The organism is Ensifer sp. ENS08 (assembly GCF_014852195.1).
In the GTDB taxonomy this organism is placed as follows: Bacteria; Pseudomonadota; Alphaproteobacteria; order Rhizobiales; family Rhizobiaceae; genus Ensifer; species Ensifer adhaerens.
In genome coordinates this window covers 177,473-199,089 of the sequence record NZ_JACVBF010000011.1, presented here as the reverse complement: position 1 = coordinate 199,089, position 21,617 = coordinate 177,473, and the positions used below count along the sequence as shown (strand labels likewise).

The following is a 21,617-nucleotide window of genomic DNA, read 5'->3' as shown; positions in this document are numbered from 1 at the left end:
TAGGATGAGCGATTTTACCCCCACCGAAATGATGACCATCGCCGCTTCCCGGGCGCTCTCCAACGACGACGTCTGCTTCGTTGGCATCGGCGCGCCCTCGGCCGCCTGCAACGTCGCGCGGCTGACGCATGCACCCGATATCACGCTGATCTACGAGAGCGGCACGGTCGGCACCAAGCCGGATGTGCTGCCGCTTTCGATCGGCGATGGCGAACTCTGCGACACGGCCCTTTTCACCGTGTCGGTGCCGGAGATGTTCCGCTACTGGCTGCAGGGCGGGCGTATCACGACAGGCTTCCTCGGTGGCGCCCAGATCGACAAGTTCGCGAACCTCAACACCACGGTCGTCGGCCCCTATGACCACCCGAAGGTGCGTCTGCCCGGTGGTGGCGGCGCTCCGGAGATTGCCTCCAATTGCGGCCGCATCTTCATCACCATGGCGCTCTCCAGGCGCGGCTTCGTCGAGAAGCTGCCCTTCATTACCTCCATGGGCCACGGCGACGGCGGCGACCACCGCGAACGGTTGGGCATGAAGACCAAGGGACCGACGCGCGTCATCACCGACCTCTGCATCCTGGAGCCGCATCCGCAAACCAAGGAACTGACCGTCGTTTCGATCCATCCCGGCGTCACGCGCGAGCAGATCGTCGAGAATTGCGGCTGGGCGATCAGGTTCGCCGAGGAAGTGATCGAGACGCCGGCCCCGTCCGAACTCGAACTCAAGACCCTTCGTGACATCAACGCTCGCACCAAGAAGGCGCATCAGGGCGACAAGGAGGCTGCGTGATGGCCGAGGCTTTCATCTGCGACTACATCCGCACCCCGATCGGCCGGTTCGGCGGCTCACTCTCATCGGTCAGGGCCGACGATCTCGGCGCGGTCCCACTTCGCGCCCTGATGGAGCGTAATGCCGATGTCGACTGGGACGCCGTCAACGACGTGATCTTCGGCTGTGCCAACCAGGCGGGCGAGGACAACCGCAACGTCGCCCGCATGTCACTGCTCCTGGCCGGCCTGCCGGTCGGCGTCACCGGCACGACGATCAACCGGCTTTGCGGCTCCGGCATGGATGCGGTCATCACGGCAGCCCGCGCCATCAAATCGGGCGAAGCCGAGCTGATGATCGCCGGTGGCGTCGAGAGCATGTCACGCGCGCCCTTCGTGATGCCGAAGGCCGATGCCGCCTTCTCCCGCAACGCCGAAATCTACGACACGACCATCGGCTGGCGCTTCATCAATCCCCTGATGAAGAAGCAATATGGCGTCGATTCGATGCCAGAGACGGGCGAGAACGTCGCGGCTGACTTTCACGTCAGCCGCGAAGACCAGGATGCGTTTGCTGTGCGCAGCCAGGCAAAGGCAGCGGCTGCGCAGGCCAATGGCCGGCTGGCGAAAGAGATCGTTTCGGTGACGATCCCGCAGCGCAAGGGCGAGCCCGTTATTGTCGATCGCGACGAGCACCCGCGCGCGACGACGATGGAGGTGCTTGCCAAGCTCGGCACGCCCTTCAGACAAGAAGGCGGCACGGTGACCGCCGGCAACGCCTCCGGCGTCAACGATGGCGCAACGGCCCTGATCATCGCCTCGGAAGCGGCAGCGAAGAAATACGGCCTCAGGCCGATCGCCCGCATCCTCGGTGGGGCTACCGCCGGCGTACCGCCGCGCATCATGGGCTTCGGCCCGGCTCCGGCATCGAAGAAGCTGATGGCCCGCCTCGGTCTCACGCAGGCGCAATTCGACGTGATCGAACTCAACGAGGCCTTCGCCTCGCAAGGGCTCGCCACGCTTCGCGACCTCGGCATTGCCGACGACGACCCGCGCGTTAACCGCAACGGCGGCGCGATCGCACTCGGCCACCCCCTCGGCATGTCTGGCGCCCGCGTCACCGGCACGGCGGCACTCGAACTGCACGAGACCGGTGGGCGCTATTCGCTGTCGACCATGTGCATCGGCGTCGGCCAGGGCATCGCCGTAGCGCTGGAACGGGTCTGACCACGGAAAAAGTACCGTATGAAACGCAAAGAGCCCGGCCTGTTTCCAAGGCCGGGCTCTTTGCTTTTGGGTGCTGCGTCGGTCGGCGGGCGATAATCTGCCTTCCGGTCACTCCGACCAGATCGCGACGTCGACCGGGCCGAGCTTGCGGCCACCGACATGGAAGGTTGCGCCCGCAGACGCCGGCACGTCCACGGCCGTCTTGCCGTAGTTGAAGGCGAAAGTGAGCTTGCCGCGGCGGGTGATGCGCAGATCGCCAAGATCGGCGAGCGCCTCGACCGAAGCCCAGCCGAGCGCATCGCCAATCACCTTGTCCAAGAGCTCGCCGCGTGCACCCGTTGCCATGTAGCGTGCCTTGTCGTTGCCGACGAGCGCCGGAGCGCCATTGCGATAGTCGCCCTCGAAGGTCGCAAGCACGGTTTCGTTGGTGCGAACCGTCTCGCGCCAGACGCCGGCCGGATAGGTCTCGTTGCCGTAAAGCACACTCTCGCCGTGGAATTCCGGCAGCGACTCGACACGCGCGACGCTGACGTCGATCAGCGCGGCGAGCGGACCCGGCGGCAGGCCCTCCGGAATATGCATGTCCTCGGTCTTGCTGCCACTGCGCGGTCCGAAAAGCACCTTGGCACCCGACGCCGCAAGCTTTTCGACAAAGGCCTGTTCGGGGATCACGAGGTCGGGTGCCAGCACCAGCTGGTAGCCTTCGAGGTCCGAGTGCTGGCCGATGATGTCGACATCGACGCCGAGGCGGGCGACGGTCGAATACCAGTCGAGCGCGATCTGCGAAGCCAGATAGGTGCGGCCCTGCGGCAGCGCCCGGGTCGCCCAGCGCGAATTGTAGTCGAGCAGGATCGCGACTTTCGCCTTCTCGCGGCGCTCACCCTTCGGCAGACGCTTCATTTCCTCGGCAACCTGCGCGACTTCGAGATAGCCCTGGTCAGCCTCGCTGTTCGGAAGCAGCAGACCCGCATGGAACTGTTCCTGCGCAAACGGCACCTGGCGCCAGCGGAAATAGGAGACCATGTCGACGCCGTGGGCATAGGCGAGCCAGGTCCAGAGCCGCACCATGCCGTCGGCCGGCGACTGATTGTGCGAGGCCCAGTTTACCGGGCCCGGCTGCTGCTCCATCACCCAGACGCGGCCGTTGCCGACGGCGCGGTAGAGATCGTGGTTGAAGGCCGGTTGGTCGGGATCGCCGACGCGCAGATACCGGCCCTTGTCTTCCGACGAGAGACGACCATTGAGCAGGCCACCCATCGGATAGACGTCCCACGACGCGATATCGATGTCCTCGCCGACCTTGTAATGGTCGAAGTCGGTGTTCTGCGACATGAAGTTGTGCGTCACCGGACGGCCCGGCGAGTGCTTGCGGATGATGTCGACCTGCGCCTTGTTGAAGCTCTTCACCTGGTCTGAGGAGAAGCGGATGTAGTCGACGATATGGGTCGGGCTCGGCTCTTCGACGAGGTTGTTCGGAAGCTCGACCTCGTCGAAGCTCAGATAGTTCATCGCCCAGAAGGCCGTACCCCAGGCGCGGTTCAGCTCGTCGACCGTGCCATAGCGGGCCTCAAGCCATTCGCGGAAGGCGCGCAGCGCCTCGTCGGAATAGCTGTAGATCGTGTCGTGGTCGCCGTACTCGTTATCGGTTTGCCAGGCATGGACGAAGGCGTTTTTGCCGTAGCGCTCGGCCATGGCTTCGGAAATCCGCGCCGCCTCGATGCGGTAGCGGCGGCTGGAGAAGCAGTAGTGACGGCGGGCGCCGAACTTGCGCACCACACCCTTGACGTCGACGGGCAGGATGTCCGGGTAGCGGTCGATCAGCCACTTCGGAGGTGCGGCGGTCGGTGTTCCCAGAATGACCTTAAGACCGGCCTTGCCGAGCACCTTGATCGCGTCGTCCAGCCACTCCCAGTGGAATTCGCCCGAGCGGGGCTCGATCTTCGCCCAGGCGAATTCGCCGATGCGCACCCAGGCAAGGCCGAGCTCGACCATGCGGCGGGCATCCTCTTCCCATTTTTCGCGCGGCCACTGCTCCGGATAGTAGCAGACGCCGAGTTCCAGCATGTCCGTCTGCTGTTCTTTGGCGTTGAAGCGGTTCGATCTCGTCAGGGGCATGTGCACGGGTTCCGGTCCTTCGTCATGTCTTACGGCCGGTTGGGTCCGACCTCGGGTTTTGTCTGTGCGCCCTCGAATATAAACGTTTATATTCAAGGGCATGAATGAGCGCCCTGAGCGGGCGTGAAATTCGTCAACGGTTCGGGTTCAAGCGGTCGTCGCAACGCTCGATCAGGTTCGGCATGAGCAGCGTCTGCAGCGCTTCCGGCGGCTCACCCTCCATGCGCCTGAGGATATAGGCGCCGAGCAGGCTGCTCGGCTCGCTGATCGGCAGGTAATAGGTGGTGATCGGCGGCGCGAAATACTGGCTGACGTTGAGATCGTCGGTGGCGTTGATCACCGCATCGCGGCCATGCACCAGCCCGCGCTCGTGGAAGCCCGAGAAGGCGCCGAGCGCGGAGGCTTCATTGGCGCAGATATAGGCGGTCGGCGGGTTGCCGAGCTCCGACATGGTCAGCACGTTCTCGCGGCCGAAAGCCGGCGTCAGACGGCCATGGGCGACGAGCGCCGGATCATAGGGAAGCCCCGCGACATCAAGCGCATGCCTGTAGGCTTCGTGCCGGGTGATGCCGTAGCTTAAGTCCGAGAGCGGGTTGAGCAGCGCGATGCGGCGATGACCGCGCTCGGTGAGCCGCGCCATCGACACCCGGATCATCTGCTCGTTGTCGGCATCGACATAGGCATGCGGCGCATTGTGAATGCTGGTGCCATAGGTGACGAAGGGGAAATCGGCCGCCTGCATCGTGCGGATGCGGGGATCGTCGGCGCGGGTGCCCGAGATGATGATGCCATCGGCCTTCTTCAGCGAAACGATCTGCTTGATGACCGCCTGGCTCTCCTCGAAATTGCGGACCGCATAGAGCGAGACGCGATAGGGACTGTCTTCCAGCGCCCAGGAAATGCCGCTCAGGAGCTGGGCGTATTCGACGCCTTCCCATTCGTTCTGCTTCGGACCCGGCGCGGTCATGATGGCTGCGACCTGATAGGTCTTGCCGGTGCGTAACTGCACGCCATGCATGTTCAGTTCGTAGCCGACGCGTTCCGCCGCTTCGATCACGATCGCGCGCGTCTCCGGACGAACCTGAGGCGAATGCTTCAGGGCCTTGGAAACGGTGGCGATGGAAAGCCCCGTCTCCTGCGCAATGGTCTTGATCGTCGGTCTCTGCATGGCGGTTCTGCTCGTCACGGGTTGTCAGCGCTGAGCGATGCTGCCAGCACAAGATAGACTGCGGATGTCCAGGCGAATGCGCGATCGCGAAGGCCCCTCCCCGAGCGCGCGTCGAAGTTTTCGGCCATACCGCTTTTGCTCGCAAGTGAACAGAACTTTTCCGCGACTTCGCGCGCGAGCTCAATCTTCCCTTGCCGGCGCAGTCCATCCCAGAGAAGCAGTGTGGTCGGCGCCCAAATCGGCCCGCGCCAGTAACCGTCGTCTTCGTAGAAGGAACTCTTCGGGCTTTCCGTCGCCGGGCCCCATTCGGTGATGAAGCCGCCAGCGACGAGCCGCGCGGCCAGCTTCTCGCGCATGTCGGGCGTCAGCCGCGAACCGAGCAGCAGCGGCATGAACTGGATGAGGTTTTCGCCCGGCAGTATCCGCTCCGGATCCGCAGCGAGCCGGGCGCCAAAGGTGTCGCCGGTCCAGAGGCGCTCGAACAGCAGCACCTGCAGGTCGTCTGCCTTCTGCCGCCACACCGCCCGGCGTTCTCGATCGTCTTCAAGAAGCTCGGCCAATGCCTCGCAGGCAAGGATCAGGAAAACCGGCAGATCCGGCGAGATCACCGGGCCGCCTTCGGCAAAGAAGGTGGCGTTGTCCCAGCCGCTGTCGTTGCCGTGGAAATAGGACGGCAGGCTCGTGGCATCTTTGCGTCCATGGGTCAGCCAGTAATCGACCTGTCGGCCGATGGCGTCGCGCAGGTAGGACTTGCGCTCCGCTGTCAGGAAGCCCGGATTGGCAGCTGCGATCAGCGACACCGCCCAACCGTGCACCGGCGGCTTGGTGAAGGCAAAGAGCACGTCGCGGTCGTTGATGTAATCCGGCAGCAGGCCGGAGGCGTCCTGGTGGTCGAAGATTGCTGCGAACTGATCGAAGGCGAGATCCTGATCGAAGGCCGCAACGCCCAGCGCCGAAAAGGCGTTGTCCCAGCTCCAGATGTTGATCATGTGGTTCTTGGACATGTAGATCGCCGGCCGCGTCAACGCGCCACCGGCCGGCACGCCGTTCGCCCAGAGCAGATAGCTTGCCAGCCGATGCGCCTCGCCCTGGCCGTCAACACCTCCGGGAACGCGCGCGTGCCACACAGAGAATTCTGCCTTCGCATCCGAAAGCGCCTCGGCGAACCGACCGGGCCGATCAGCCGGCGGCACGGTGCGGAAGAAGTCGACATTGCCCTCGAAGGCACCGGTCCCCGAAAAGGCGAAGGACACGTCTTCGGAATGATCGCGCTGCCAGGCGCCGGTGACCTTCAGGTCGCCGGTGATCGCCCGCGGGATGAACTTGACGTTTTCGACCGCAGCGACGAGGCAATCCTCTCCGTTCGGCGTGCGGTAGACATAATCGTAACGCGAGCCTTCGAGATGAAAGCGTACGCCGGCTTGTCTGCCGGATATGTGCAGCCGCTCCCCTTCGCCGATGACGAAGGTGACTTCGCCGTCACCGACGCGTGCGTCGAGTCGTTCGGGTGAAAGCACGAGCACCGGGGCCACGGCCCTGCCTTCCGCATCGAGAAATTCCACGCGGCAGAGGCGACCGAGCGATGGCCGCTCGTCGCCGCCTGCCACGTGGCGGAGATAAAGTGCCCGCTCGCCGTCGCGGCCCGGCACGCGCATCATCGAGAGCGTCAGGAACCGGCCCCTGCGGCTGAAGGGCACGGTATCGATGTCGAACAGCATGCCGTTATCCCTTCACCGACGAGCCGACTGCGCCATCCATGATGTAGCGCTGGGCGACGAAGAAGAGGGCGAGCGGCGGCAGGCAGAGGATGACCGTGATCGCGGCGATCGAGGTCACGTCCACCTCGTGCAGGCCCTTGAACATGGAGAGGCCGAGCGTGAGGGTGTATTTCGACTGGTCGTTGAGGAAGATCAACGGGCCGAGATAGTCGTTCCAGGCATTCATGAAGTGGAAGGTGCCGACCAGCACCAGGGCCGGCATCATCAGCGGCAGATGGATGCGCCAGTAGATGTCGAAAGCGTTGGCGCCATCCATGCGGGCCGCCTCGTCGATCTCCATGGGCACAGTCATGATGTACTGGCGCAAAAGGAAGACGAAGAAAGCATCGGCGAAATAGGCGGGCACGATCAAGGGCTTCAGCGTGTTGATCCAGCCGAGCAGGTTGAACTCCATGTAGAGCGGGATCATCTTCACGTCCCACGGGATCATCATGGTGGCGAGCAGCAGGATGAACAGCGGGTCGCGGCCGGGGAAGCGGAAGCGGGCAAAGCCATAGGCAACCAGCGACGACGAGATCAGCTGGCCGATCGTCGACAGCACCACGACGATCACCGAATTGGTGAGGTAGGTGCCGAAGGGCTGCTTGTTCCAGGCGGCGGCAAAGTTCTCCCAGTGCCATTCCGACGGCCAGAAGACTGGCGGGAACTGGTAGAGCTCGGCGGAGCTTTTGATCGCCGTCATGAAGGTCCAGTAGAACGGCGCGATGAACAGCGCCGAGAGCAGGATGAGCGCGGAATAGAGCAGCGTCTTACGCATTGTGCTCTCCATCGTTCTGGCGGACTTCGCCTTCGTAATAGACCCAGGCAGCCGACCAGCGCATGACGCCGAGGCTGAGCAGGAGCACGATGATGAACATCACCCAGGAGCCGGCGGCGGCATAGCCCATGTCGAAATACTTGAAGGCGTTGTCGTAGATGTACATGGCGAAGAAATAGGTGGAGCCGAGCGGTCCGCCCTTGGTCAGAAGCAGCGCGATCGTCAGCTGCTGGAAGGCCGAGATGATCGAGGTGATGAAGGTGAAGAGCAGCATCGGCCCGAGCATCGGCAGGGTGATGAAGACCATCTGCGCCCAGCCGGGAACGCCCGAAACGGTTGCGGCCTCGTAGAGCTCCTTCGGGATGGCTTTCAGGCCCGTCAAGAGGATCAGCATCGTGCCGCCGAGCCCCCAGAGGCTGGCGATGATGATGGCGACGATCGCGAGGTTGGGATCGCCGAGCCAGTTCGGCCCGTCGATGCCGACGAAGGAGAGCATGAAGTTCAAAAGCCCGTATTCCCGGCTGTAGATCCAGCTCCAGATCGTCACCAGCGCGACGCCGGAAATGACGCTCGGCAGGTAGAAGGCGGTGCGGAAGAAGCCGCTGGCGAAGGTAATGTTATGCAACATCAGCGCCAGCAGGAACGACATGACGATGTTGAAGGGCACATAGATTGCCGCAAACTTGACGGTAATCCAGAGGCTTTCCCAGAACTGCGGATCCTCGAACAGCATGGAACGATAGTTTTCGAGCCCGACGAACGTGCGTTCACCGACGACGGGCCAGTCGTAGAAGCTCATTGTCAACGAGAAGACGAGCGGGCCAAGCGTGAAGAACAGAAACCCGAGGATCCACGGGGAAATGAACAGATAGGCCGCGATGTGGCGGGCGAAGGCCGAGCGCTTGCGCTTGGCCGCGGCCGGCACTGCGGCTGTTGCATAGGTCATGTCCATCTCCCCGGGCTCCCTTGTCTTACTTGATCAGCCGCTTCGAGCGGGCAACCGCCTCGTCGAGATGCTGCTTGGCATTGCCCTGGTCGATCATCGTCGCCTCGATGGCGCGAGCGAGATTGTCCTGGACCTTGCCCCAGTTGGCGTTCTTCAGGAACGCATGGGTTTCGGTGTTGGAGGTCGCGAGAATGTCGAAGAACGGCTTGTAGATCGGGTCCTTGGTCATGCCCTTTTCTTCCGCAACGCTGGTGCGCACCGGCAGGTCGTTGATGCGCATGGCAACCGCTTCCGGCGAGGAGAAGAACTTGACGAATTCCCAGGCGAGGTCCGGATGGGCCGCATCCTTGGCGATCGAGATCGCCGAAACGCCGAGCGCCGAGTGGGCGGTCTTGTCGCCGAACTTCGGCAGTGGTGCTACGCCATACTTGATGCCGGATGCATCGATGCCGGACTTCGACCACATGGCGCTCTGGAACATCGCGATCTTGCCGCCCTTGAACAGCGTGCTGCCCGACGTGTCGTCGCCGAGGTTCAGCGTGATGGCTTCCTGCTTCTTGGCCATGTCGCCGAACATGTCGAGGACTTGGGCGGCGGCGTCGCTGTTCATGTAGCCGTTGATCTTTTTGCCATCGTCGGAAATGTACTTGGTGCCGTTCGACCAGAGGAACTGCTCGAAATCATAAGGGTCGGGCTTGGCGTCGACGGCAAAGCCATAGACCTTGTTTGGCTCGTCGCGGAACTTGGCAGCCTTGGCGCGCAGGTCGTCCCAGGTCCAGCCGTCCTTCGGTTCCTCGACGCCGGCCCTGGCGAACATGTCCTTGTTGTAGAACACCACCTGGGTGGTGAAGCCCGACGGCATGCCGTAGGTCTTGCCCTCGACACGAACCGTGTTCATCAGGCCCTTCGGGAAATCGTCCGGCTTGATCTCGGCCGCATCCTTGGCGATCAGATCGTCGAGCGGCTTCAGCGACGTGTAGTATTGCGGGAAGTTCCACATATACATGACATCAGGCGGGTTGCCGGCACCGAAGGCGGCGATCAGCTTCTGATCGTAGCCATCGGCGTAGGGTTCGACCTGAACCTTCACGCCTGGATGCTTTTCCTCGAACTTCTTGGCGATTTCCTGCTGGATCGCCAGGCTTTCGTCCGTATCCCAGGTCGCAAAACGCAAGGTCTCTTCTGCGCGAGCCGTGGCGGTTCCGGCGATCGCCAGAACCATCAGCGAGCCGATGATCGACTTCCTGTTGAGCATGTTTCTCCTCCTCCTTCGGGTTACGCGACCCGCTTTGCCTTTTCCTGATTGATGAGCGCCTGCGTCTCGCCATCGAGACGTCGGGCAACCGCCTGGCCATCGCCGTCGAACAGATGGCAATGCTCGGCCGGCAGACGCAGATGCACGCGCTCGCGGGCGGAAACCGGATGCGTGCCGCGCACGACCGCGGTCATGTCGCCACCATTCTGAAGGCTGATATGGACGTGGCTTTCCGTGCCGAGCCGCTCGACGAGGCGCACGTCGCCGACGAGGTGACCCTCCTCGGCCGAAACCAGCTCGATCTTGTCCGGGCGAATGCCGAGCGTCACCGACTTGGGCTTGGCGACCGGTGCGGCCGAGAGCATTTCGAGCGTGAGCGGATGGGCGAGACCACCGCCGTTGAGCGTCACCGCCGTATCGACCTGCGACGTCACTTCGGTGGTCACGAAGTTCATGCGCGGCGAGCCGATGAAGCCGGCGACGAACAGGTTGGCCGGCTGATAGAAGAGTTCGAGCGGCGTACCGAACTGGCTGACCTTGCCCTTGTCGAGCACAACGACACGATCGGACAGCGTCATCGCTTCCACCTGGTCGTGGGTCACATAGATCATCGTCACGCCGAGACGTTCATGCAGCGCCGCAAGTTCGACGCGCATGGTGACGCGCAGGCCCGCGTCGAGGTTCGACAGCGGCTCGTCGAGCAGGAAGAGCTTTGGCTCACGCACGATCGCGCGGCCGATCGCCACCCGCTGGCGCTGGCCGCCGGAAAGCTGGCGCGGCTTGCGGGCCAGCAGTTCCTTGATGCGCAGGATGTCGGCAGCGCTCTCGACGCGGCGGTCGATCTCGTCGCGTTTCATGCCGTTCAGCGCCAGACCGAAGGACAGGTTCTTGCGCACGTTCATGTGCGGATAAAGCGCGTAGTTCTGGAAGACCATGGCGATGTCGCGCTTGGCCGAAGCGACGTCGGTGATATCGCGATCGCCGAGATGGATCGAGCCGCCGTCGAGATCCTCGAGGCCGGCGATCGAGCGCAGCAGCGTGCTCTTGCCGCAGCCGGACGGACCGAGGAAGCAGACGAACTCGCCGTCGGCGATATCGAGGTTGATACCCTTCAAGACTTCGAGCGAACCAAAGCCTTTGCGCAAATTGTCGATGCGGATCGCTGCCAACGGGCCCTCCCTGCCGGCGGAGCACTGCTGCGGCCAACGGCCGAGTTGCAGCACCAAGTTAAACGTTTATATGCACGATAAAAACGTTTAACTTTCTTGTAAAGCGGAAAATCGCATCGATCCGATTTTGCTGTTGAGAGCAGAGAGCAATGACAAAACGGCCGCCCGGAGGCGGCCGTTTTTGGTCTTTTGTCTCAGACGCTTAGACGCTGAAGCGTATCGTCCAGCGCATCGAGGAAGCGGTCGCAATCCTCGGCGCTGAAGGGCGCCGGCGGCTTCACCTTCAGCACATTGTGGTGCGGTCCCTCGCTGCTCAAGAGAATGCGGTGCTTGCGCTTCATCTCGGCAATGACGAAATCAAGCTCGCGCGCTGCCGGCTCCAGCGTCTCGCGGTTGCGCACCAGTTCGATGCCGTTGAAGAGGCCGTGGCCTCTGACATCACCGATGATCGCGTGTTTGCCGGCGAGCGTCCGCGCCCCGTCCATCAGCCTGTCACCGACGACGCGGCAATGGTTCATTAGCCGCTCGTCGCGGATGACATCGAGCACGGCAAGGCCGATCTCGGCCGAGACCGGATTGCCGCCGAAGGTGTTGAAATACTCCATGCCGTTGGCAAAGGAGGCCGCGATCGCTTCGGTCGTGACGACGGCCGCCATCGGGTGGCCGTTGCCTATCGGCTTGCCCATGGTGACGATGTCAGGCACGACGCCCTGGAGTTCATGCGCCCACATGTGGCTGCCCACGCGGCCGAAGCCCACCTGCACCTCGTCGGCGAGGCAGAGGCCGCCGGCGGCGCGAACATGCGCATAGGCTTCGCGCAGATACCTTTCCGGAAGCGACAATTGCCCACCGGTCCCAAGAATGCCTTCGCTGAAGAAAAGCGCCGGGCGGCGACCATCGGCAGCAAGAGCCGCAACCTGGTTGCGCACATCCTCGGCATATTTCCGGCCCGCATCCGCGTCACCATAGCGATAGCGCCCGCGATAGAGGTCCGGCATCTCGGCGACCCTCACATGCAACGCCTGCCCCTCCCCGCCCTTGCCGGCGAACTTGTAGGGGCTGACGTCGATCAGGCTCGACAGGTGGCCGTGATAGGCGTGGTCGACGGTGATGATGTCGCGATTGCCGGTATAGGCACGCGCGAGCCGGATCGCGAGGTCGTTCGCCTCGCTGCCGGAATTGACGAAGAAGCAGACGTTGAGCGGATCGGGAAACTGCGCGGCGAGCCTGCGGGAATATTCGACCAGCGAATCGTGCAGGTAGCGCGAATTGGTGTTCAGCCGCTGCATCTGCGCCTGTGCGGCCTTGACGACGCGCGGGTGGCAATGGCCGACGTGGCAGACATTGTTGACCATGTCGAGCCAGCGCGTGCCGTCCTCGTCGATCAGATGCGCGCCCTCGCCACCGACGATCTTCAAGGGTGTCGCGCTATAGGCGATGCTCAGCGACCGACCAATGCGACGATGGCGTTCACGCACAAGAAAGGCCTTGTCGCGCGGGACGATCACAGAGACCGGCACCGAAAGGCCAAGCACGACGCTCGGGTCCGGGCTCACTTCGCGCCAGACCTGCCATTGATCGCGCACGCCGACGCCAAGCATCTGTCCGGCGAGACCGAGATGATCGGTGACGATCTGGAAATGCAGATGCGGCGCCCAGTTGCCGTTTTCGTCAGCGGAACCGAAGGCGGCAAAAACCTCGCCCTTGGCGATCGCCTGCCCCTTGGCGAGCTTGGCAACGCTGTTGCGCGAAAGATGACCGTAGAGCGTCCAGAAGCGCAGACCGCCTTCGACCTCGTGCTCGAGAAGTACGGTCGGACCGAAACCAAAGGCAACCGCGTCGTCGTGTATGTAGGCGACCTTGCCGGCGAAGGGTGCCGAGACCGGCTCGCCCGCCGGCGCGAAGATGTCGACGCCGAGATGCACCGAGCGCCGCGCGCCTTCGATCGCGGTCTCATAGGCGTCGCCCTGGTAGATCCCGCGATCCTCGCCGTAGAGGCCGATGCCGAAGGCGGCGCCTTCGCTGCCGATCTGGGCCATGATGCGGGCTTCAGCTTCCGCCGCATCGAGGCTTGACCATCGCGCGGCCTCCGGGCCGGCGGCGGAGAAATCGAACACCGTCACCTTCGGTTTTTTGACCGAGGGCCGAACGATCGGCGCGAAGTCATGCGCGTTCTTTTCGAGCCAGCGAACCACGGCAGCGGCATGCGGGATCGGCGCAAAGCCGCATGCATCGCGGATGCGCGCGATGGCGATTGCGCGGTTTTCGCCCTGCAGACGATTGAGCTCGCGCCAGACATCCTCCTGGCTGACGAGCAGATAGGTATTCTCAGGATTGTCCCGGATCTGCTTTGGCGCCATGCACATGCTGACGGCATAGCGGGTCTTGACCAGATCGAAGACCAGGTCGACTTCCGCCTCGCTTAACGGATTGACCTGATGGTAGGCGCCGGCAAGGGCTGCAACCGTGCCGACCGGATTGGGAGACCCGATCAGCGCATAGGCAGAGGCGACGGCGATCTCGATCACGCGCCAGGTCTCGACCATATCACCGAAGTCGAGCAAGCCGCTGACAACGCCATCCTTGTCGAGCAGCACGTTGTAGTCGTTGGCGTCGTTGTGAATGACCTGCTTCGGGCAGGAGGCAAGACGCGGAAGGACCGTCGAAGAAAAGTGCTCGAGGATCGCCTGAACCGCTTCCCGCTTGTCGGCGCCGTCGATCAGTTCCACATGGCAAGCGTGCATGTCGGCGCGGCCGATGTCCCAGGCATAGAGCCGCTTGGCGCCCGCATGGGAGAAATCTTCGAGGCCGCGGTCAAGACCGGCGAGCAGGCGCCCGAGGCTTTCGGCGCTCGCCATGTGGCGAAGCGGCGCCTTCGCCCAGATATCGCCGGGCAGCCAGGCGAGCAGCCGTGCGGTGCGCGGGCCTCGAAGTTCGATCTTGCTGGTGACGCCACCCGAGCGATCGCGAAACGTCCGTGAGATCGGCAGCCCCGAATCCTTGGCGGCGATGTGTTCGAGCACCGCAATCTGCATCTCGAGTTCGTCCGCATCGCCGGCAGCGTGCAGCTTCAACAGATACTCCTGGCCATCGGCAGCCGAGACACGATAGTTGAGATCGTGCTCGCCCTGCAGCGGCGAGAGGCTTGCCTCGATGCCGTAGGTCTCAATGAGCCAGATCCGGATCGTTGCCAATTCCTGCTCGGTTCTCAAATCTCTGTCTGCCATTTCACTGTCCTGTCACCACGAAACCCGGCGCCCGTCATAGGCGCGGAAACTGCCGCTATCGGCCAAACCTGTGCCGTCGATGATCGCCTTCAGCCCGGCAGCACTTGTCGCCACCGAAACGACGGCTTCGCTGCCGCCCATATCCGTCTGCACCCAACCAGGATGCAGCGAGACGACGGAAATCCCGTCGCCCTTCAGATCCTGCGCCAGCTTGACCGTCGCCATGTTCAGGGCCGCCTTGGAGCAGCGATAGGCATAGTCGCCGTCATCATCGTCGAGCGTGCCTTCGGCAAGGGAGCCGGCGCGGCTGCTGATATTGGCGACGACGCGATGTTCGCCGGCGCGCAGGTTCGCAAGGAGCGCCCGCGTCACCAGCAGCGGCGCCAGCGCATTGACGCGCATAACATCGAGAAACTCGCCCGGTTCAAGCGTCGCGAGGCCGCCGGTATCGCCGCGCACGGCCGCATTGTTGATCAGCAGATCGATCGCGACGCCTTGCAGCGACTGACCGAGAGCCTCGATCGATGCGGGATCGGCAACGTCCAGCACCAACCGATCCGCCGAACCTTCGCTCGCGACCGGTCCCCGCTGGCAGGCGATCACCCGCCAGCCGTCTTCGGCGTAAAGCCGCGCGAGTTCCGAGCCGAGGCCGCGGGAGGTACCTGATATCAGCACCGTGCGAGATTTAGCGGTGCTTGATGTCATATTTCCGCTCGATCATGTTGACGAGGCTGGCCGCCGCCAACGTCAGGAAGATGTAGAAGATCGCCGCCGAGTTATAGGGCGCGAACGGCAGGAAGCTTGCCGACTGGAACTCCCGCATGCGCTGGGTGATGTCGCGGATCGACAGGATCGACAGCAGCGACGTGTCCTTGAGGATCGCGATCAGTTCGTTGCCAAGCGGCGGGATGATGATGCGGAAAGCCTGCGGCAGCACGACGAGACGCGCCGTCTGCCAACGGTTGAGGCCGATGCTGCGCGCCGCTTCGACCTGGCCGACCGGGATCGCATTGATGCCCGAGCGGAAGATTTCGGCGAGATAGGCCGAATAGGCGAGTGCCATCGCGACGATGCCGCGCATCAGGTTTGGCGGGTCGAGCACCCCTTGCGTCGCGTCCTTCAACGCCCCGCTCAAGGGCAGGCCGACATAAAGCACGATCACCAGCATCGGAATGCCGCGGATCGTATCGACGATGAACTCCGAGCCGATCGCCAGAGGATGGCGCTGGTGCAGATAGCCGCCGAAAGTGAGAAGGCCAAGGATGATCGCAAGCACGGCGACGGTGACACCGGCGGCACGGTCGCGGTCGTTGAGCGCCTCGGTCTTCCACAGGACCGGCATGTCTGCCGGAGCGGAGGCAGCCGGCAGCAAGGCCCCGGAAACGCCCTCGCCCTTGGCGATCGACGCCAGCGCCTCGGTCGGGCCGACGAAGGTGCGGACCGGCGTTTCCGTCTGCGGCGCGCCGTCATACTGACCGAAACGCACGGCGCTGATGAGCCCCGCCGGCGTATTGGTGATGATGCCGACCTTGCCGTCCAGCGTGCCGGCGAGCACGTAGGTGTCGCGCGGCTGCATGAGGAACCAGCCGGCCGCAACCGCCAGCACCAGGGTGGCGATCGCAAAATAGAGGCTGGTCCTCACCGTCGAGTGCAGTTGCAACAGCCCAACCCAGACAAGGCCCATGAGCGCCGCCAGGATATAAGCTGCGATCGCCGCGCGGATGGTGGTCGCCACACCGGCCGCAAAGGCGATATGGGCGAAGAAGAAGATGAAGACGAGACCCGCACCGTTGACGAGGCCGATGATCCAGCGCGCGATGCGGCGCGACCTTCCGTCAGGAGGAGCATCGGGACGTCTGCTCCAGAAATGAAGACCAAGACCAATCAGCGTGACCCCCAGATAGGCGGGAAACAGCCAGGCCTCGACGCCCTGCACCATGAGATCCGCAGCCTCGGTCAATTGCCGCGGCGTCACGCCCTTTGCGATCAATGTCGACTTGAACGGATCGACGCCATTGGCGACGACGGACGCGATGAAGGGATGGATACTGTGGCCGATAACGAGAACGGCGGCGGCAGCGAGATTGAGCAGCGCCGCCACATTGGCGAGGCGCGGACGCGGCGCCTTGGCGCGCGAGAATACGAGCACCGCGATGCCCGAAGTAAATGCGATCGCCAGCGCCAGAAAGCCAGGCACGAAGGCCGACGAACCGTTTTCGACACCGAGGATCGCCCGCAGCGAGCGCTGATAGTCGCCGGAGGAAATAAACAGATAGATGATGAAGGGCAGCGCGGTCAGGATGATCAGATTGCTCGGACGCACGCTTCTCAGGAACGACATTCATTCCTCCGGGGGCATAGATTAGACAGACGGAGGACCCGGAGCATGCTCCGGGCCCGATCGGCACTCTGGGCTTACTTAAGGCCCCAGTATTTGCTGATCAGCTGGTCGAGCGTGCCGTCGTCCTTGATCATCTTCAGGCCTTCGTTGAAAGCCGCAACATTCTCGTCGCCCTTGCGGAAGACGAGGCCGAGCGGATCGGATTCGAGGTCCTTGATTGCAACGACGAGCTCGCCGGCGAACTCGCGCTCGTAGGCAGCCGCATTGGCGCCGTTGATGACGACGCCGTCGACATCCTTGTTTTTCAACGCGATGATGGCGGCACTGAACGTGTCGTAAGCGGCGACGTTCTCTTTGCCGACGACGCTTTCGGCGACCTGGGCGTCCGTCGTGTTTGCCTGGGCGGAGAGCTTTCTGCCGGCGTCCTTGAAGGCGTCGAGTGTGATGCCCTGGTCGTCAGCGCGCATCAGCACAGCCTGGCTGTTGACGATGTACGGATCGGAGAAGTCCATCGCCTTCTTGCGTTCCTCGGTGATCGAGACGCCGGAGGCGACGAGGTCGAAGCTGCCCTGGTCGAGGGCTGCGAAGATGCCGTCCCAGCCGGTCGTGATGAATTCGGCCTGGCAGTTGATCTTGGCGCAGACGGCATTGACCACGTCGACATCGAAACCGACCACCTGTCCGGTTGCCGGATCGATGCTCTCCATCGGCGGCGAGGTCGTGTCGGATCCGACCTTCAGCAGTTTGCCGCCGAGATCGGCGGCGTGGGACACGCTCGAAGCAAGGGCTGCTACAGCCAGGGCAATCATCAGTTTCTTCATGGTTCTCCTCCTTGGATGATTAACTTTGGATCAGGCGGCCACCGAGATTATCGGGCTGGCGCGCGATCAGTGTCGGCCTGAAGACCTGCCGCAACACCCCAGGGTCCTCCCCCTCCATACGGCGCAGCAGGAATTGCCCGAGCGTGCGACCGAGCACCTCGATCGGTTGATAGAAAGTCGTGATCGGCGGCGTGAAGTAGGCGCTGACGTTGATGTCGTCATAGGCGATGACGTCAACATCGACGCCGACCTGGCGTCCGAGGCTGCCGAGCCCCGAGAGCACGCCGAGCGTGGTGGATTCGTTGATGCAGACGAAGGCGGTCGGAGCGTCGTCGAGCTGCAGGAAATCGATCACCGTCTGCCGGCCGAAATGGGTCGAGAGGTCGCCTTCGGCAATCAGATCCATCGGGGCTTCCAGGCCGGCCTCGCGAAACGCCCGGACGAAACCGTCGATCCTGTCGAGCGCGTAGGAAAGCCGCCGCTCCGGATTGACGAGCGCGATCCGCCGGTGGCCGCCGGCGATCAGCCGCGCGGTCGCCGCATGCGCTGCCCATTCGTTGTCGATGTCGACATGGGCATAGTCGAGATCCCCGCGGCAACGCCCCATCGAGACGAAGGGGAAATCCTCAGCGACGAGCAGGTCGATGCGCGGGTCATCGGCGAGAATACCGGAGAAGATCAGGCCATCGGCTAGCCCCTGATCGACGATGCGGCGCGCCGCGTCCGCGCCATCGGCCGCGTCGCGGATCACGTGCACCGACATGCGGTAGTCGGTGCCATCGAGTGCCTGGCTGATGCCACTCAGGGTCTGGGTGTATTCGACGCCGTCCCATTCATAGTCGCGTGCCGCGGTCACCGGCATCAGTACGGCGGCCTGAAAGCTCTTGCCGGTGCGAAGCGCCATGCCGCGGGCGTTGGCCTGATAGCCGACCTCACGGGCTGCCTTGTAGATGATGTCTCTGGTCGCCGGCGCGACCACGGGAGATTCGCGCAAGGCCTTCGAGATCGTTGCGATGGAATAGCCCGTCATCTCGGCCAGGGTCTTGATCGTCGGCGTCGGCGCGCGCCGCGCCCTGTGCATCTCAGTCGCCATGCACCCTCCCAGGCGTCGACCTCTCCTGAACATAGAGGTAGCAGCCAATAAAAACGTTTTCAAGAAAAATAAAAACGTTTTTATTTCTTCTTTTGCGGCAAGCCTTGCGCGAAGCCGGCCGCGCGCATCTACGTGCCCAGAACCATGGGGAGATGATTGGAAGGGTGAATACGGCGGCTGCTAGTGAGCAGTGTAGGCGCCATCAACGAGGTGAACGCTTCCCGTGATGAAGCTTGCCTGTTCCGACAACAGGAAACAGATCAGAGCCGCGACTTCCTGCGGGGTGCCGCGACGTCCCATCGGCTGCAGCGACATCATGCGCCTGCTGCTCGCCACGTCGGCATTTTCGGTCGATAGCGGCGTGTCGATCCAGCCGGGCGCAACGGCATTGATGCGAATACCGCTGCGGGCGTACTCGATCGCAGCGGCCTTCGTCAGCCCGACCACTGCGTGCTTGGCCGCCGTGTAAGCGGCGGCTGTCGGCAGAGCGACGGAACCGAGAATGGACGTCGTGTTTACGATCGCCCCTCCACCCTGCGCCGCCATGGCCGCGATCTCATACTTCATACAATAGAAAACGCCGTGAAGGTTGACGTCCATCAGCGCGTGCCAGTTGTCGATTGGATAGTCGGCAGTCGCCTTGCGCACGCCGTCGATCCCGGCATTGTTGACTGCGAGATGGAGGCCGCCACAAGTCTGAACGGCGAACGCCACCAGCCTTTCAACGGCGCCTGAATCCGCAACGTCCAACGCGGCGTGATGAGCCTTGCCTCCATTCGTGCAAATGTCTTCGACGACAAGACGCACTGCGTCAGCATCAACATCGGTAGCAATGACTTCCGCGCCCTCGGCTGCGAGTTGTCGACATACGGCCGCGCCGATTCCTGAACCGGCGCCTGTCACCAGAGCGACTTTGCCAGTGAAGCCTAAATTCATACCGTTATTTCCAATTGTCACGCTCGACCAATCGAGCGTGCACGACATCGCAAATCATTTCATGCATTTGACGCGCGGCACAGATTTATCGATCAACCGTCCACAGAAAGTCGCGAAAATCGCCAGCAATTTTAACGAAGTTCCGATGCACCATTCAGATTCGTCCTCACAAATACATAATTCTTCCGCGGACTTTCCCGCGGAGCGTGCATAAATATCTCCTGTTCCGGTCGCGTACGATGACGCATGGTTTAGTTTGACTGATCGGAACTTTGTCGGCAAATATTGTAATGCTAAAAGCGAGTCGGGGTGTACCATTTTTCTCAGCAGGTAAAGATGGACAATCAGCGCATTACTCGGAGGGCCCTGGTTATCAGCAGCCTTGGCTTGCTGGCCGGGTGCAGTTCAAGCTGGCAGGGCATTTCATTCCCATCGCTGTACGGTGGTACACCGGGCGTGGATCCACGCTACCGAAAGAGACACGTCCGGTATGACGGCAAGGAACCGGCCGGAACGATTCTCGTCGATACATCGCAACGCTATCTCTATTCGATCGAAAATGGCGGGTGGGCGATGCGTTATGGGATCGGCGTCGGAGAGGAAGGGCTTACACTCAAAGGGCGAGCCGTCGTCGGCAGAAAGGCCGAGTGGCCGTCATGGACGCCGACCGCAAGCATGATCCGGCGCAAACCGGAATTGGCGCAATACGCCGGTGGCGTTACAGGCGGCCCTCACAACCCGCTAGGGGCGTCGGCTCTATACCTTTATCGCAACGGACAGGACACCAAGTTCCGGCTCCACGGCACAAATGCACCCTGGACTATAGGCCAGGCAGTTTCCAACGGCTGCATCCGACTCACCAACGATGACGTCGTCGATCTTTACGCCCGCACGCCAATTGGAACTCCGGTATTGATCATTTGAAGCCCTACTCTATCTGAGTTTCACATTGGAGTAGGGTCAGCACGCTTTGATGGATTATTTAACCTTCGGTAACGATAAACCGACCGACGAGCGTGTTATTTCTGCACTAGGACGAATCTCGAATTGCCGGTAATACTGTGAATGTTGCCTTCGAATAACCATTCCGACAACAGAGGAAAGGAAATATTGATGAGCAGAATTCTAATCGTGACAGTTGCGTTGCTTTCCGTTGCCAGCCTCGCCGCTTGTGGAACAATCGGTAAAGGCAAAGGCAAGGCGCCACCACCGGTGGCTGAAGAGCCAGCGCCCGTTTACAAATAACTACCGACCTTAGTTCGGGGAGGACCTCACGGTCCTTCCCGCCCTGTCTGACCGTGGCCGGCTGGCCACATTTCGCGACGCGGATCGAAAGCCACCAGTGGCGCATTCGCAGCCTGATCAGAATTTGGGAGAGATGGCGCAGAAATGACTCGTTCACGAGGTCGTATTTCGTTCGCCGTCCTAGCCGCAATCGCGGTTACGGCGTGTCAATCGCAGGACAAGGGCCCTCAGCCGCGATTCGTCTCAAGCTATGCGGGCACCACGTCACAACAGCGCGATCAGGGCTATTTCATTGAATTCCGCTCTCGTTATGCGCTCAGTTACGGTCACTCCTACGTAATTTTTGGCCGGCTCAGCAAGTCTGGAGCGATGATCAGTCCAGAAGTTGCGGGGCTTGCACCCGCGACAAGCGACACTGCTCCCTATGTTATTGGCCACCTTTTGCCGGTTCCGGCCGAAACTGGCGCCAGCGACGGTGATCTGGAGGAACAATACAGGTCCGCGAGCTGGCGCGTCATGTTGACGGAGACGCAATATCGCGACGTCGTTGCCAAGATCCGAAAGCTCAAGTCCGAAGCCCGTTTCTGGCAGGCGTCAATCTACAACTGCAACGCTTTCGTCGCCGACATCGCGCGTTCCATGGGGTACAAGACACCTGGCATCTGGCTGAGGCCGCAGCAGTTCATCACGAGGCTACGTGAGATGAACGGCGGCTAGGCGGACGAGCGCACCACGCCACACCTGATCAGGCGCCAGAGAAACACTTCCATCGGC

General features: G+C 62.4%; 17 protein-coding genes and 1 pseudogene. 5 read left to right on the top strand and 13 right to left on the bottom strand.

The genetic code is table 11. The annotated features are described in order from the left end of the window. The first annotated feature begins 4 nt into the window (after nt 1-4). Together IB272_RS22480 and pcaF are read left to right on the top strand one after the other, a co-directional pair. Nucleotides 5-787 (top strand): CoA-transferase subunit beta, encoded by a 783-nt coding sequence (locus IB272_RS22480; protein ID WP_060522042.1) that lies wholly within the window; start codon nt 5-7, stop codon nt 785-787. Then, nucleotides 787-1,992 (top strand): 3-oxoadipyl-CoA thiolase, encoded by a 1,206-nt coding sequence (gene pcaF / locus IB272_RS22475; protein WP_113079285.1) that lies wholly within the window; start codon nt 787-789, stop codon nt 1,990-1,992. The genes IB272_RS22480 and pcaF overlap by 1 nt, the downstream gene beginning before the upstream one ends. Before the next feature lie 108 nt (nt 1,993-2,100). On the opposite strand, the gene IB272_RS22470 is transcribed toward pcaF, so the two are convergent. The 13 genes and pseudogenes from IB272_RS22470 to IB272_RS22410 all read right to left on the bottom strand — a co-directional run bounded on the left by IB272_RS22470 (nt 2,101) and on the right by IB272_RS22410 (nt 19,598). Further along, entirely contained in the window at nt 2,101-4,113 is a 2,013-nt protein-coding gene (locus tag IB272_RS22470) for a beta-galactosidase (protein ID WP_192445074.1), read from the bottom strand. Nucleotides 4,114-4,240: 127 nt separating this feature from the next. Continuing rightward, complete coding sequence (locus IB272_RS22465; protein WP_034805837.1) at nt 4,241-5,275, bottom strand: LacI family DNA-binding transcriptional regulator; 1,035 nt, start codon at nt 5,273-5,275, stop codon at nt 4,241-4,243. Nucleotides 5,276-5,289: 14 nt separating this feature from the next. Further along, nucleotides 5,290-6,993: a glycoside hydrolase family 37 gene (locus IB272_RS22460; protein WP_113079284.1), complete on the bottom strand. Its 1,704-nt coding sequence runs from the start codon at nt 6,991-6,993 to the stop codon at nt 5,290-5,292. A gap of 4 nt (nt 6,994-6,997) precedes the next feature. Further along, complete coding sequence (locus tag IB272_RS22455) at nt 6,998-7,810, bottom strand: carbohydrate ABC transporter permease (protein ID WP_034805833.1); 813 nt, start codon at nt 7,808-7,810, stop codon at nt 6,998-7,000. Continuing rightward, nucleotides 7,803-8,756, bottom strand: a complete 954-nt coding sequence (locus IB272_RS22450; RefSeq protein ID WP_234798784.1) for a sugar ABC transporter permease — start codon at nt 8,754-8,756, stop codon at nt 7,803-7,805. The genes IB272_RS22455 and IB272_RS22450 overlap by 8 nt, the downstream gene beginning before the upstream one ends. A gap of 25 nt (nt 8,757-8,781) precedes the next feature. Further along, the gene (locus tag IB272_RS22445; RefSeq protein WP_192445072.1) at nt 8,782-10,011 is read right to left on the bottom strand and encodes a sugar ABC transporter substrate-binding protein; all 1,230 of its coding nucleotides are present in this window, start codon (nt 10,009-10,011) and stop codon (nt 8,782-8,784) included. Then, nucleotides 10,007-11,180 (bottom strand): annotated as a pseudogene (ugpC, locus tag IB272_RS22440) (sn-glycerol-3-phosphate ABC transporter ATP-binding protein UgpC); the annotation flags it as partial. The gene IB272_RS22445 and the pseudogene ugpC, both read right to left, overlap by 5 nt. 194 nt (nt 11,181-11,374) lie before the next feature. Further along, the gene (locus IB272_RS22435) at nt 11,375-14,407 is read right to left on the bottom strand and encodes an aminotransferase class III-fold pyridoxal phosphate-dependent enzyme (RefSeq protein WP_192445070.1); all 3,033 of its coding nucleotides are present in this window, start codon (nt 14,405-14,407) and stop codon (nt 11,375-11,377) included. Between the two features lie 12 nt (nt 14,408-14,419). Further along, nucleotides 14,420-15,082 (bottom strand): SDR family oxidoreductase, encoded by a 663-nt coding sequence (locus tag IB272_RS22430; RefSeq protein WP_060522034.1) that lies wholly within the window; start codon nt 15,080-15,082, stop codon nt 14,420-14,422. Between the two features lie 10 nt (nt 15,083-15,092). Continuing rightward, nucleotides 15,093-16,748, bottom strand: a complete 1,656-nt coding sequence (locus IB272_RS22425) for an amino acid ABC transporter permease (protein ID WP_060530453.1) — start codon at nt 16,746-16,748, stop codon at nt 15,093-15,095. 74 nt (nt 16,749-16,822) lie between these two features. Further along, entirely contained in the window at nt 16,823-17,569 is a 747-nt protein-coding gene (locus IB272_RS22420) for a transporter substrate-binding domain-containing protein (RefSeq protein WP_060522032.1), read from the bottom strand. 19 nt (nt 17,570-17,588) lie between these two features. Continuing rightward, nucleotides 17,589-18,662, bottom strand: a complete 1,074-nt coding sequence (locus tag IB272_RS22415; RefSeq protein ID WP_060530452.1) for a LacI family DNA-binding transcriptional regulator — start codon at nt 18,660-18,662, stop codon at nt 17,589-17,591. Between the two features lie 180 nt (nt 18,663-18,842). Further along, a complete protein-coding gene (locus tag IB272_RS22410) occupies nt 18,843-19,598 on the bottom strand; it encodes an SDR family NAD(P)-dependent oxidoreductase (protein WP_090296915.1) in 756 nt (251 codons plus the stop codon). 336 nt (nt 19,599-19,934) lie between these two features. Here IB272_RS22410 and IB272_RS22405 point away from each other — a divergent pair, with 336 nt between their 5' ends. The 3 genes from IB272_RS22405 (at nt 19,935) to IB272_RS22395 (ending at nt 21,560) form a co-directional block, all read left to right on the top strand. Next, entirely contained in the window at nt 19,935-20,522 is a 588-nt protein-coding gene (locus IB272_RS22405) for a L,D-transpeptidase (protein WP_060522029.1), read from the top strand. A gap of 189 nt (nt 20,523-20,711) precedes the next feature. Continuing rightward, nucleotides 20,712-20,843, top strand: coding sequence for an ABC transporter (locus IB272_RS22400; protein WP_077963089.1), 132 nt, complete (start codon nt 20,712-20,714; stop codon nt 20,841-20,843). A gap of 144 nt (nt 20,844-20,987) precedes the next feature. Continuing rightward, nucleotides 20,988-21,560 carry a hypothetical protein gene (locus IB272_RS22395; RefSeq protein WP_060601659.1) on the top strand — a complete coding sequence of 191 codons (573 nt, stop codon included), beginning with the start codon at nt 20,988-20,990 and terminating at the stop codon, nt 21,558-21,560. Nucleotides 21,561-21,617: the final 57 nt, after the last annotated feature.

Coding starts and splice junctions, on each gene's coding strand:
- IB272_RS22480 (WP_060522042.1), top strand. CDS start 5: ATGAGCGATTTTACCCCCACCGAAATGATGACCATCGCCGCTTCCCGG.
- pcaF (WP_113079285.1), top strand. CDS start 787: ATGGCCGAGGCTTTCATCTGCGACTACATCCGCACCCCGATCGGCCGG.
- IB272_RS22465 (WP_034805837.1), bottom strand. CDS start 5,275: ATGCAGAGACCGACGATCAAGACCATTGCGCAGGAGACGGGGCTTTCC.
- IB272_RS22460 (WP_113079284.1), bottom strand. CDS start 6,993: ATGCTGTTCGACATCGATACCGTGCCCTTCAGCCGCAGGGGCCGGTTC.
- IB272_RS22455 (WP_034805833.1), bottom strand. CDS start 7,810: ATGCGTAAGACGCTGCTCTATTCCGCGCTCATCCTGCTCTCGGCGCTG.
- IB272_RS22450 (WP_234798784.1), bottom strand. CDS start 8,756: ATGACCTATGCAACAGCCGCAGTGCCGGCCGCGGCCAAGCGCAAGCGC.
- IB272_RS22445 (WP_192445072.1), bottom strand. CDS start 10,011: ATGCTCAACAGGAAGTCGATCATCGGCTCGCTGATGGTTCTGGCGATC.
- IB272_RS22435 (WP_192445070.1), bottom strand. CDS start 14,407: ATGGCAGACAGAGATTTGAGAACCGAGCAGGAATTGGCAACGATCCGG.
- IB272_RS22425 (WP_060530453.1), bottom strand. CDS start 16,748: ATGTCGTTCCTGAGAAGCGTGCGTCCGAGCAATCTGATCATCCTGACC.
- IB272_RS22420 (WP_060522032.1), bottom strand. CDS start 17,569: ATGAAGAAACTGATGATTGCCCTGGCTGTAGCAGCCCTTGCTTCGAGC.
- IB272_RS22415 (WP_060530452.1), bottom strand. CDS start 18,662: ATGGCGACTGAGATGCACAGGGCGCGGCGCGCGCCGACGCCGACGATC.
- IB272_RS22410 (WP_090296915.1), bottom strand. CDS start 19,598: ATGAATTTAGGCTTCACTGGCAAAGTCGCTCTGGTGACAGGCGCCGGT.
- IB272_RS22405 (WP_060522029.1), top strand. CDS start 19,935: ATGGACAATCAGCGCATTACTCGGAGGGCCCTGGTTATCAGCAGCCTT.
- IB272_RS22400 (WP_077963089.1), top strand. CDS start 20,712: ATGAGCAGAATTCTAATCGTGACAGTTGCGTTGCTTTCCGTTGCCAGC.
- IB272_RS22395 (WP_060601659.1), top strand. CDS start 20,988: ATGACTCGTTCACGAGGTCGTATTTCGTTCGCCGTCCTAGCCGCAATC.